Consider the following 10,728-nt stretch of genomic DNA (forward strand, 5'->3'; position numbering starts at 1 on the left):
AGAGGTGTATAAGAGACCGGCCCGGGCCGGCATGCGCTGGCCCTGCACACGCTCTGGAGCCCGTATCCCAGCTGGCTGCAGGCGGCCCTGCGCATGCACCACGGGCTCGTGGTCACGACGCCCGAGTGGAAATACCTCTTCCGGCCGTCGGGGGCCTGGGGCGGGGTGGAATACGAGGACGCGGCCTGGCCGGCCGTGGGCGGGACCGGGTGCAAGGGCCCGCCGGAGGAGCCCTTCATCTGGATGGAGCCGAACGCATTCGTGGACCTTCAATCGCAAGCCGTCGCGGTGCGCGCCAACGACGAGGTGTGGACCGACAAGCGCGGGTTCTTCGTATTCCGCCGGGTCTTCGAGCGGCCGTGAGCGCGCGGCGGAACCCAAATCCGCGCGCAAGGATGGCGGTCGCTCGGGCATGCTCTGCGCACGCCGCTGTCTTTGCGGCTCGCGGGGACGCTCGCCCTTCAGAACGCTTTCTATACGATGCAGATAAATTTCTCGCCTGGAGGGCGAGCGTCCCGCGAGCCGTGACCGCCAAGGAGAACCTGCGCGGCATCGCATAGGGTCGGAGGTTCCTACGCGCGGATTTGGGCGGACGTTCCGCTCTTGACGCCGGGACGGGGGAGATTAAGAATCCTCCAGTCGAAAGGTCGCTGGCGCGGCGGGCCCGGAGGGCGATGATGCGATTTTCAATGAAGCAGTGGAAACGGTGGGGCGGAGGACTGGGCCTCCTGCTCGCACTCGCGGCCGCCGGCTGTTCCCGCAGCGCCGGGACGCTGGACCAGATCGAGGAGCGGGACCCGCTGATCCGCCGCGCGCGGGAGCGAAAGAACCAGCAGGACGTCGACGGCGCCATCGAGCTGTTCAACAAGGCGATCGAACGCAAGCCGACCCTGGCCCGGGCGCATCTCGAGGTGGGCTACCTCTACGATTCCCAGAAGCAGGACTACGTGCGCGCCCTCTACCACTACCAGCGGTACCTTGAGCTGCGCCCGCAGACCGAGAAGCGGCCCGTCGTCGAGGACCTGATCCGGCACGCGCGCGTCCGCTTCGCGACCACGCTCCCGGCGCAGCCGTCCGGCGCGATCGAGGAGATCGCCATGCTCCGCAAGGAGGTCGAAGCCCTGCGCGCCCGCCTCGGGGCCGCGGGCCCGGCCCGGCCCGCCGCGGCCTCGACCCCCGCCCCGGCCGCCGCCTCCGCGCCGAAAGCGCCGGAACCGGCGCCGGCCCAGCCCGCCGTCTCGACCTACGTGGTCCAGCCCGGCGACAACCTCTCGCGCATCGCCGAAAAAATGTACGGCAGTTCGGCCCGCTGGGCGGACATTTACGAGGCCAACCGCAGCGCCCTGAAAAGCCCGGAAAGCGTCCGCGTGGGCCAGACCCTGATCATCCCGAAGTGACATCAAACAACCCCCAATCCGCGAGGACCCCATGGCCGACACCGATTTTTTTGACGACGACCTGATCAAGCAGCGCGACAGCGCCCGGCGCATCAAGCTCGGCCCGGGCGACGAGCCGGCCGCGCCCCTGCCCGAGCAGCCTTCGGACGAGGTGCCCGTGCGCCCGATCGCGGACTTCAACCTGACCCGCATGGCCCGGTTCAAGCAGGACATGAGCGAAAAGAGCGCCCAGGCCACCCAGGATATCGAGCGGCTGCGGCAGCGCCAGGAGGAGATCGAGCGGGAGAAGCGCGACACGGACGACCTGCGCCGCAAGACGGAGGAGTACGAGCGCGGGAAACGCGACATGCTGGAGCGGTTCGGCCAGAGCGTCGTCACGCTGGAAAAGGAGGAGGTGCAGGCGGAGAAGCTGTCCGAACTGCTGGCGTCCATCCGCAAGCGCTTCAAGATGATGATGGCCGAGCTGCAGGACCTCAACGAGGAGTCCTGGCCCGAGGATTCCTACCGCGACGAACTGACGCGCGCCTTGAGCATCCTGGAGAACGCCCGCCAGGAGTACAACAAGTCCATGTCGCGGCTCGACGCCATCCAGGGCGACAAGGCGGCGCCGGCGCAGCACGCGCCGGTGACGTTCGAGGACCGCCACGCCTTCGCGGAGATCGAGCACTCCTTCGGATACTGGATCAAGGTCGGCCTGGCGGTGAGCCTGCCGCTGATCGTTTTCATCCTCATCCTGGCGGCGGTGCTGATCGTCCTGCGTTCGTCCCTGCTGATCTAAGGAGCCGTTTCCATGTTCGCCGCCCGAAAGACGCCGTTCGAGCGCCGCCTGAAGGAACTGGACCGGGAGGCCCGGCAGGTGCGCTCCGACCTCAAGGCCCTCCACCGGGCGCTCGAGAAGCCGGAGCGGCTGGCCTCCGCCCCGCGGCCCCGTTCGCTGCAGAAGCGGCCGGCGGCCGTGACGCCGCCGCAGCGCGAGGACCCGGTGCGGCAGGCCGACAAGGCCGCGGACGAGGCGGCGGAAGCCGCCGCGGCGCCGCCCCCGGGCGAGCTCTTCGCCTGGCGTCCGCCCGTCCCCGTGCGCGAGAAGAAGCGGAAAGCGGAGGAGCCTCCGCCCGCGCCGGCCGCCCCGGCGGACCCTGCGCGCAAGGGCGCGCGCTTTCTGAAGGACGAGCGGTTCACCAACTACTTTGCGAGCGGGAGCTTCGTGGGTTCGCCGCCGGCCAAGGGGGAGGGCCGGGTGCAGCGCAACAAGGCCGTGTTCATGATTCTCATCGTTATCGTGGTCGGCTTCATCCTGTACCGGCTGGTGTTCTAGCATGCACAAGGCCGCCGAACAGTGCGCCGAGCTGCGGATGGATTCGACCTGGGGGCCGGTGCGCATCGCCGCCCGCGCCGGGCATGTGAGCGCGTGCGCGCTGCCGGCGCTCCGCGCGGAGCCGGGGCAGCCCTTCCGTTGGAAAACGTCGAGCCTGCGCGCGGGCACGAAGGAAGACCGGGCCGTGCTCGACCGGGCCCGCCGTTATGTCCTTTCGCTGTTCAAGGGACGGCCGGGGAAACCCCCGCCGCTGGATTGGCCCGCGGCGTCGCCCTTCACACTGCGGGTGTGGCGCGCCTTGCTTACCCTGCCGCCCGGCACCGTGTTGGGCTACGGGGAACTCGCCCGCAAGGTGGGGCGTGCCGGAAGCGCGCGGGCCGTCGGCCGCGCCTGCGGCGCCAACCCTTTGCCCCTCTTCATTCCCTGTCACCGCGTCCGGGCCGGGGACGGCGGGCTGGGCGGCTTCTCCGGGGGGCTGCCCTGGAAACGACTCCTGTTGGACCGGGAATCCCGGGCCGCCGCGAAGCCGGGCCCGGGGCGCCGGACCCGCCGGCCATGATTGCGCCGCGGCACTTCCACCGGGAATTCTCCACGTGAAAACGGCCATAGCGTGCGGGGGAACCGGGGGCCACATCTTTCCCGGCCTGGCCACGGCCGAAGTCCTCCGGCAGCGCGGCCACGACATCGAACTGTGGCTGGCCGGAAAGGATGTCGAAGCCCCGGCCCTCAAGGGCTGGACCGGCCCTGTGGTGACCGTGCCCGCCGAGGGCTTCCCGTCGGGGTTCTCCCTGCGCTCCGCGCGCAGCGCTTGGAAACTGGCCCGCGCGGCCGGCCGGTGCCGCCGGCAGATGGTCTCGCGCCGGCCGGATATCCTGCTCGCCATGGGCAGTTATGCCTCCGCCGGGCCCGTGTACGGCGCCTTGCGCGGCGGCATCCCCGTGGTCCTGCACGAGGCCAACGTGGTGCCCGGCCGGGCCATCCGGTTCCTGTCCCGGTGGGCCGCCGCGGTGGCCGTCAGCTTCGAGGAATCGAGCTACTACCTGCGGCACGGCAAGCTGGTCTGGACCGGGATGCCCCTGCGCCGAGACCTGGAAGAGGCCGCGAGCGCCGTGCCGCCCGCCGCCCCCGCGCGCGAGTTTTTCACCCTCCTCGTCATGGGCGGCAGCCGCGGCTCCCATCGGCTCAATGAGTCCGTCTCCCGGGCCATGGTCCGAGTCCACGCGGCGGGCCACCGGGTCGGCGTGATCCATCTCTCCGGCTTCGCGGACGAATCCGCCGTGCGCCAATCCTACGAGCAGGCAGGCGTTCTCCACGAGGTGTTTCCGTTCCTGGCGGACATGGCCTCGGTATATCGCCGGGCCGACCTCGCCGTGTGCCGCGCCGGAGCCGCAACGTGCGCGGAACTCTCGATCTTCGGCCTCCCGGCGCTCCTCGTGCCGTACCCCCACGCGGCCTACGACCACCAGACGGCCAACGCCCGCGCGATGGAAAAAAAGGGCGCCGCGGATGTCGTGCCGGAGCAGGACCTCGACGAGGAATGGCTGGCCGATTACGTGGTCAGCGTCATGCGCAACCCGGGCCGGCTGGCGCGCCAGCGCGCCGCCGCGAAACAGCGGGTCTCGGGCCGCGGGGCGGAGGCGCTCGCCGACCTCGTGGAGAAGGTCGCGGAGGCCCGCCGTGGCTAACGAGACGGACCCGGTATGCGCGCTGCTGGGCGCTCCGCCCGGCTCGGCCGTCCACCTCGTGGGCGTCGGCGGCATCGGGATGGCCGGGCTCGCCATCCACCTGTCCGGCCGGGGCCTCGCGGTGTCCGGTTGCGACGCGGCGCGAAACCGGCTGACGGACGATCTCGAACGGCGCGGCCTTCGTTTCGCGCAGGGGCATGATCCCGCGCATCTCGACGGCGGCATCCGGTGGGTCGTACGCAGCACGGCCGTACCGGAATCCAGCGACGAGATCCGCGCGGCCCGCGCGATAGGAATCCCGGTCCTTTCGCGGGGCGCGGTCCTCGCGGCGCTGCTGGAAGGCCGCGACTCGGTGGCCGTCGGCGGAACGCACGGCAAGACCACGACCACGGCGATGATCGCCCAGGCGCTGCGCCAGGGCGGGCGGGATCCCGGTTACTGCATCGGGGGCGAGGTCGACCTCCTGGGCGGCGTGGCCGGGGTGGGGGGCGGGACGCTGCTGGTCGTCGAGGCCGACGAGAGCGACGGGACGCTGGCCCTGTACCGGCCGGACATCGCGGTGGTGACGAACATCGAGTTGGACCACCTGGAGCATTTCGACGGGGAGGCCGGGCTGGTGGACTGTTTCGAGCGGTTCGTGAAGGCCGCGCGCCGCCGGGTGATCTTCTGCGCCGACGATCCGCGGGCGGCGGCGCTCTGCGCGGACCTGCCCGCCGCGCGCTCCTATGGCTGGGCGCCGGCCGCGGAGGTGCGCGGAACCGTGCTGGATTCGAACGCGGACGGCGTGCGCGTCGAGGTGGCCGTGCGCGGACGGCGGGCCGGGGCCTTCCGCCTGCCGGTGGGCGGAGTGCACAACGCCCAGAACGCGCTCGCGGCCGTCGCGGTCGCGGAGGAACTGGGGGTGCCGTTCGAAGCGGCCGCGGAGGCGCTGGCCGGTTTCTGTCCCGCGCGGCGCCGGTTCGAAATCGTGGCGGCCGCGCGCGGCGTGACCGTGGTGTCCGACTACGCCCACCATCCCACGGAAATCCGCGCCGTCATGCGCACGGCGGCCGCCTTCCCGGCGCGACGGCGGCGGGTCGTGTTCCAGCCGCACCGCTACACCCGCACCCGCGCGCTCGGGCCCGAGTTCCCGCCTGCCTTCGAGGGTGCCGACGAAATCCTCCTGCTGCCCGTGTACGCGGCGTCCGAGCCGCCGCTGGAAGGCGGGACCGCGGACGACCTGCTGCGGCATTTCCGGGCGTTCGGGGGGGCGCCGGTCCGCCTCGAGGCCTCGCTGGAGGAGGCGCGCGGGGCCTTGCGCCGGAGCCTGCGGAGCGGCGACCTGCTCCTGGTGATCGGCGCGGGCGACGTGGAGCAATTGGCAGGATGGGCGAGGGATGATTTAATGGAAGGCGTGTCCGGGGAAGAAGGAAGTGCATGAGCGAGAAAACCTATACCAGCGTCGCGGTTCTGATGGGCGGCCCGTCCGACGAACGGGAGGTGTCGCTGCGGTCCGGCGCCGGCGTGACCAAGGGGCTCCGCGAGGCCGGCTACCGGGTCACCGAGCTCCTGCTGGACAGCGAAAGCATCGAAATCCCGCCGGGCGTCGAGGCGGTCTTCATTGCCTTGCACGGGCGCTTCGGCGAGGACGGCCGCCTGCAGGAGATCCTGCGCCGGCGCGGCGTGCCCTACACCGGCTCGGGGCCGGAGGCCAGCCGTCGGTCGTTCGACAAGCGGCTGACCAAGCAGGTCTTCGAGCGGGAAGGCATCCCGACGCCGGCCTACGAGGTCCTTCGCGACGGCCAGCCCCGGCGCCTGCCGCTGCCGGTCGTGGCCAAGCCGCCGTGCCAGGGCTCGAGCATCGGGGTTTACCGCGCCATGGCGGAATCGGAATGGCCGGGGGCCCTGGCCGGGGCGCGCGCCCACGACGAGGAGGTGCTGGTCGAGTCCTTCATCGAGGGCCGCGAACTGACGGTCAGCCTCCTCGACGGGGAGGCCCTGCCGGTGCTGGAGATCCGGCCGCTGGAGCCGTTCTTCAGTTACACGGCCAAGTACACGGCCGGGCGCAGCGAGTTCCTGGTCCCGGCACCCATCCCGGAAGAGGCCGCGGCGCATTGCCGGGAACTGGCCGTCCGGGCCTTTCACTCCCTCGGCGCCGAGACCTTCGGCCGCGTGGATTTCCGGCTGTCGAACGAGGGGGAACTGTTCGTGCTGGAACTCAACACGATCCCCGGCTTTACGGAGACCAGCCTTTTTCCTAAAGCCGCGCGCGCGGCGGGGATGACATTTTCCGAAGTTTGTGATCGAATCATGCGCAAGGCGACGGTACATTAGCCGGCAAGTACGCAAAGAGACGAACCGTGTGGTACTGGCAACGCTATAAAAACGATCGTCGGCGCGGGGCCGTGCAGCACCAGGTGCGCCTGCGCGAAACCATCCTGCAGGTGGAAAAGCCGCGCCGGGCCCGGCAGCGCGAACGGCTCTACCAGGTCGGCTCCGTCGTGCTCCTGCTGGTCGTGGTCGCGGCGGCTCTCTGGCTCGGTACCGAGGGCGCGCGCCGACTGGGCCAGGCCCTTTTTTCCGCGAACGACCGCTTCACCGTGCGCACGCTCGACCTGGTTTCCGACGGCAAGCTGCAGTCGTGGCATATCCGGGAATACGCCGGGCTGGACACCGGGCTCAACCTCTTCGCGCTGGACCTCGGCAAGATCCGCCGCGAACTGGAGAGCGTGCCCGTCGTCGGCATGGTCACCGTGACCCGCGTGCTGCCGGACACGCTGCGGGTGCGCATCTCCGAGCGCAGGGCCGTGGCGCGGCTGGGCGACGAGGCCGGCGGCCAGGCCCTCGCCGTCGACCGCGAGGGCTACGCGCTGGGCCCGAGTTCCGTATCCGCGCGCCTGCCCGTCATCACCGGCTACCGGGCGCGCGGCCTGCGTCCCGGCAGCCGTGTCGAAGACCCCGGCATTCAATCCGCCCTGGCCCTGATCGACTTGAGCGACGAGCCGCTGTACAGCCGGTTCGTCCGCCTCCGCCGGGTGGACGTGTCCGACAACGAGGAATTGCGCGTCGAACTGGAACGGGGGGAGCGGATCCGTTTCCCGCGGCGGGACATGCAGCCCCGCATGGAGCGGTTGTGCGAGATCATCAAGCAGTCGGCCGACGAGGGACGGGCGATCGCCTCGGTGAACATGACCGTCGACCGGAATTTCCCCGTCATCCACCAATGAGGCGCCCCGATCCGTCATGAGCAGTCCCCCCCCCGTGGTAGCCGTGGAGATCGGAACCAGCCGCATCCGCGCCCTGGTGGGAGAGTCGCGCGACGACGGGCATTGGATGATCACCGGCCTCGGCGAGTGCCCGTCGCGCGGGGTGCGCAAGGGCGAAATCGTCCACGTGGAGAATGCCGAAACCTGCCTGCGGACTGCGCTCGAGCGGGCCGAGGAAAACGGGCACGTGCACATCCACCAGGTCCACCTGGTCGTCACCGGCGGGCACGTGGACAGCCTGGTCAACCGCGGCAGTGTCCCGGTCGGCGACCGCGATCACGAGGTGATGGAGGAGGATGTCGACCACGCCATGGAGCACGCCCGCTCCGTCGGCCTGGGCGCCGACCGCCAGGTCCTCCACACCATCTGCCAGCATTATTACGTGGACGACCAGGATGGCGTCCCGGATCCCGTCGGCATGGAAGGCTCCAAGCTGTCCGTCGACATGCTGGTGATCCACGGCCTTCTCAACCGGATGCGCAACCTGGTCCGCGTGGTGCGCAGCGCCCAGGTGGAGGTGGAGGACGTCGCCTTTTCCGGATTGTGCGCCGCGCTGGCGGTCCTGACCCGCGAGGACAAGGAGAACGGGGTCGCGGTGGTGGACCTGGGCGGCGGGACGACGGATTTCGTCGCCTACGCGCACGGCATCATCGCGGACGCGGGCTGCTTTGCCGTGGGCGGCGACCACGTGAGCAACGATATCGCACGGGGCCTGCACCTGTCCGTCGCCGAGGCGGAGCGGGTCAAGGAGAGCGAGGGTGGCGCGACGGTCGACCTGGCGGCCCGCTCCCAGAAGGTCGTACTGCCCGGCGACTCCGGCCAGCCCGACCGCGCGGTGAAGCTTTCCGACCTGAACACCATCATCAGCGTGCGCCTGGAGGAGACCCTGCGGCTGGTGCGCGACCGGCTGGAAGCGAAGGGATGCCTCTATGCCCTGGGCGGCGGCGTCGTGCTGACCGGGGGCGTCGCGCAGACGCGGGATCTTCTGCCCCTGGCGGAAAGGGTTTTCGGGCTGCCCTGCCGGATCGGGAACCCGGTGGGCCTGGCCGGCCTCGCGGTGGTCACCGAGAGCCCCGAGTTTGCCGCGCCCGCGGGCATGATCAAGTACGCCTTCAAGACGCGGCCGCGGGAAGAGGGGCTGGGCGGCGCCTTGAAGAAGATCTTCAAATCGTGGTTCGGCTCATGAGCGGCTTGAAACAAACCCGCTTCGGCGGGCCGGACGATCGGGCGGATGGCCCGGCGGCGTCCTGCCGGGTGCTGGTGATGGGCCTGGGCGGCGGCGGCTGCCAGAGCGTCGCGCGCATGGCGTCCGCGTGGGCCACAGGGCCCGAGGTCTGGCTGGTCAACACGGATCAGCAGGCCCTGTCCGCGTGCGGCATGCCGGAACGCCGACTGCAAGTGGGCCGGTCGCTGACACGGGGCGTCGGGACGGGCGGCGATCCCAACCTGGGCCGGCTGGCCGTGGAAGAAGACGCGGACCTGATCCGGGAAGTCCTCGTCGGCGTCGAGGTTCTCCTGCTGGTGGTCACGTTCGGCGGGGGCACCGGCACCGGCGCCGCGCCGGCGATTGCCCGGATCGCGCGCGAGGCCGGGGTCACGACGATCGGGTTGGTCACCCTCCCGTTCGAGTTCGAGGGGTTGCGGCGCCGGCAGCTGGCCGCCGAGGGGCTCGAGGCGCTGCGCCTGCAGGCGGATATGGTGGTGACGCTGCCGAACCAGCACCTGTTGGGCCTGGCCGACGACCAGGAGAGCCTCCGGGACGCTTTTACGCGCACGGACGCGATGCTCAACGTGGCGGTGCGCTCGCTCTGGAGACTGCTCACGCAGCCCGGGATCATCAACCTGACCCTCGCCGACCTGCGCAACATGGTCGAGCACAGCAGCGGCGCCTGCACGTTCGGCTACGCCGAGGGCTCCGGCTCGAAGAAGGCCGAGCAGGCCCTGTCGCGCCTGATGAAGAGCCCCCTTCTGGATGAGGGCCGGCTCCTCGGCGAGGCCCAGGCCCTGCTGGTGAACATCGTCGGCGGGCCGGACCTGGCCCTGGCCGAGGTGACAAGGATCATGGAACAGTTGACCACGCGCACACGGCCCGACGTACGCTTTTTCCCTGGCGCCGCGATCGAGGACGACTGGAAAGGCCGCCTGGCGGTGATCGTGTTGGCCGCGGAAGGATGGGACGAGGCCGCGGTGATGCCTCGTTCCGTAGCGGTGCCCGCCGAGGAGCCGCCGGGGAGCGAACCGGTGCGCCCGGTCCAGCCCGAACTGCCGTTCAGCGAGGAAGAGCGCGGCCGGTTCCGGGGCGTCGATCCCACTGTGGTGGAGGGCGAGGACCTGGACGTGCCCACGTATCTCCGCCGGGGCATCAAGCTGTCGTTCGAGCGCTGATCGCTCCGGTTCAGGGAACCATGAAGGGCAGGACGCCCGGGGGGGCCGGCTCCCCCGGTGTCGGGCGGGGCGCCCCGCCCGTCTCCTCCGTCCTCGCGTCCGCCGCTCGGTCCGGGGAGCCGGATCGGCCCTCGAAAAAGGCCACGATGGCCAGAACGAGAAGGATGGCCAGGCCCATCCATACGACGACTTGCGCGGAAGAACGGTGTTTTCGCGCCGAGGCCTGATGGGCGCCGGCCAACCCGGCGGCGCTGAAGGGAGGCGGCGCGGCCTTCCTCATGAAGCTGTAGATGTCGCTGATGTCCGCCATCCGACATCACCTCCCGTACAGCGGAAGGATAACGCGGAGGGCTTTAACAAGCAAGCCGCCAACGCGCCGCCGCTACTCTTCTTCGGCCACCGGGGCCTCGTCCGGCTCATCGGACGGAGGGGCGTCGACAAAGACGATGTAGCGTTCCGAGGAAGCGGAGCCCTCCTGCACGGCGCCTTCGGGTTCGTAACGGTAGTCCACGTCGCGGATGTCGTTTAGCCGCACTCTTTCGCCCATGCCCAGGGTGAAGCCCTCCCACTCGGTGGTCAGCGGGATGACCTGCACGGTGTACCGCGAGGCATTTTCAAAGGTGAGCCGGTTGGCTTTTTTGTCATAGTCCTCGCAGCCGATCAGCGGAAGCAGGGCGGCGGCGACCAGAATGCCGAAAATC

Annotated in this window: 13 protein-coding genes; 11 read left to right on the forward strand and 2 right to left on the reverse strand. The window is 70.3% G+C overall.

The window, feature by feature from the left end:
• The first annotated feature begins 93 nt into the window (after nucleotides 1-93).
• The 11 genes from KA248_15405 (at nucleotide 94) to KA248_15455 (ending at nucleotide 10,027) form a co-directional block, all read left to right on the forward strand.
• Complete coding sequence (locus KA248_15405; GenBank protein MBP7831294.1) at nucleotides 94-363, forward strand: hypothetical protein; 270 nt, start codon at nucleotides 94-96, stop codon at nucleotides 361-363.
• 326 nt (nucleotides 364-689) lie between these two features.
• Nucleotides 690-1,397, forward strand: a complete 708-nt coding sequence (locus KA248_15410) for a LysM peptidoglycan-binding domain-containing protein (GenBank protein ID MBP7831295.1) — start codon at nucleotides 690-692, stop codon at nucleotides 1,395-1,397.
• 31 nt (nucleotides 1,398-1,428) lie between these two features.
• Nucleotides 1,429-2,175 (forward strand): hypothetical protein, encoded by a 747-nt coding sequence (locus KA248_15415; GenBank protein MBP7831296.1) that lies wholly within the window; start codon nucleotides 1,429-1,431, stop codon nucleotides 2,173-2,175.
• 12 nt (nucleotides 2,176-2,187) lie between these two features.
• Nucleotides 2,188-2,712 (forward strand): hypothetical protein, encoded by a 525-nt coding sequence (locus tag KA248_15420; protein ID MBP7831297.1) that lies wholly within the window; start codon nucleotides 2,188-2,190, stop codon nucleotides 2,710-2,712.
• Between the two features lies 1 nt (nucleotide 2,713).
• Nucleotides 2,714-3,271 (forward strand): methylated-DNA--[protein]-cysteine S-methyltransferase, encoded by a 558-nt coding sequence (locus KA248_15425; GenBank protein ID MBP7831298.1) that lies wholly within the window; start codon nucleotides 2,714-2,716, stop codon nucleotides 3,269-3,271.
• Between the two features lie 34 nt (nucleotides 3,272-3,305).
• Nucleotides 3,306-4,397, forward strand: coding sequence for a UDP-N-acetylglucosamine--N-acetylmuramyl-(pentapeptide) pyrophosphoryl-undecaprenol N-acetylglucosamine transferase (locus tag KA248_15430; protein MBP7831299.1), 1,092 nt, complete (start codon nucleotides 3,306-3,308; stop codon nucleotides 4,395-4,397).
• Nucleotides 4,390-5,817 carry a UDP-N-acetylmuramate--L-alanine ligase gene (gene murC / locus KA248_15435; protein MBP7831300.1) on the forward strand — a complete coding sequence of 476 codons (1,428 nt, stop codon included), beginning with the start codon at nucleotides 4,390-4,392 and terminating at the stop codon, nucleotides 5,815-5,817. Before KA248_15430 ends, murC begins: the two co-directional genes overlap by 8 nt.
• A complete protein-coding gene (locus KA248_15440) occupies nucleotides 5,814-6,710 on the forward strand; it encodes a D-alanine--D-alanine ligase (protein ID MBP7831301.1) in 897 nt (298 codons plus the stop codon). Before murC ends, KA248_15440 begins: the two co-directional genes overlap by 4 nt.
• Nucleotides 6,711-6,736: 26 nt before the next feature.
• Entirely contained in the window at nucleotides 6,737-7,603 is an 867-nt protein-coding gene (locus KA248_15445; GenBank protein ID MBP7831302.1) for an FtsQ-type POTRA domain-containing protein, read from the forward strand.
• A 16-nt stretch (nucleotides 7,604-7,619) separates the two neighbouring features.
• Complete coding sequence (gene ftsA, locus KA248_15450) at nucleotides 7,620-8,828, forward strand: cell division protein FtsA (protein MBP7831303.1); 1,209 nt, start codon at nucleotides 7,620-7,622, stop codon at nucleotides 8,826-8,828.
• A complete protein-coding gene (locus KA248_15455) occupies nucleotides 8,825-10,027 on the forward strand; it encodes a cell division FtsZ family protein (GenBank protein MBP7831304.1) in 1,203 nt (400 codons plus the stop codon). The genes ftsA and KA248_15455 overlap by 4 nt, the downstream gene beginning before the upstream one ends.
• 10 nt (nucleotides 10,028-10,037) lie before the next feature.
• Here KA248_15455 and KA248_15460 read toward each other — a convergent pair whose 3' ends face one another.
• Nucleotides 10,038-10,337, reverse strand: coding sequence for a hypothetical protein (locus KA248_15460; protein ID MBP7831305.1), 300 nt, complete (start codon nucleotides 10,335-10,337; stop codon nucleotides 10,038-10,040).
• Nucleotides 10,338-10,409: 72 nt separating this feature from the next.
• The coding region (locus KA248_15465) for a hypothetical protein (protein MBP7831306.1) at nucleotides 10,410-10,728 on the reverse strand (319 nt) is incomplete at its 5' end.

It is taken from the genome of Kiritimatiellia bacterium (genome assembly GCA_018001225.1).
GTDB lineage: Bacteria > Verrucomicrobiota > Kiritimatiellia > CAIQIC01 > JAGNIJ01 > JAGNIJ01.

Bases quoted from the DNA above. Each gene is read 5' to 3' on its own strand.
- KA248_15440 (MBP7831301.1), top strand. From the start codon at position 5,814: ATGAGCGAGAAAACCTATACCAGCGTCGCGGTTCTGATGGGCGGCCCG.
- KA248_15415 (MBP7831296.1), top strand. From the start codon at position 1,429: ATGGCCGACACCGATTTTTTTGACGACGACCTGATCAAGCAGCGCGAC.
- KA248_15460 (MBP7831305.1), bottom strand. From the start codon at position 10,337: ATGGCGGACATCAGCGACATCTACAGCTTCATGAGGAAGGCCGCGCCG.
- KA248_15410 (MBP7831295.1), top strand. From the start codon at position 690: ATGAAGCAGTGGAAACGGTGGGGCGGAGGACTGGGCCTCCTGCTCGCA.
- KA248_15455 (MBP7831304.1), top strand. From the start codon at position 8,825: ATGAGCGGCTTGAAACAAACCCGCTTCGGCGGGCCGGACGATCGGGCG.
- KA248_15405 (MBP7831294.1), top strand. From the start codon at position 94: ATGCACCACGGGCTCGTGGTCACGACGCCCGAGTGGAAATACCTCTTC.
- KA248_15420 (MBP7831297.1), top strand. From the start codon at position 2,188: ATGTTCGCCGCCCGAAAGACGCCGTTCGAGCGCCGCCTGAAGGAACTG.
- KA248_15425 (MBP7831298.1), top strand. From the start codon at position 2,714: ATGCACAAGGCCGCCGAACAGTGCGCCGAGCTGCGGATGGATTCGACC.
- ftsA (MBP7831303.1), top strand. From the start codon at position 7,620: ATGAGCAGTCCCCCCCCCGTGGTAGCCGTGGAGATCGGAACCAGCCGC.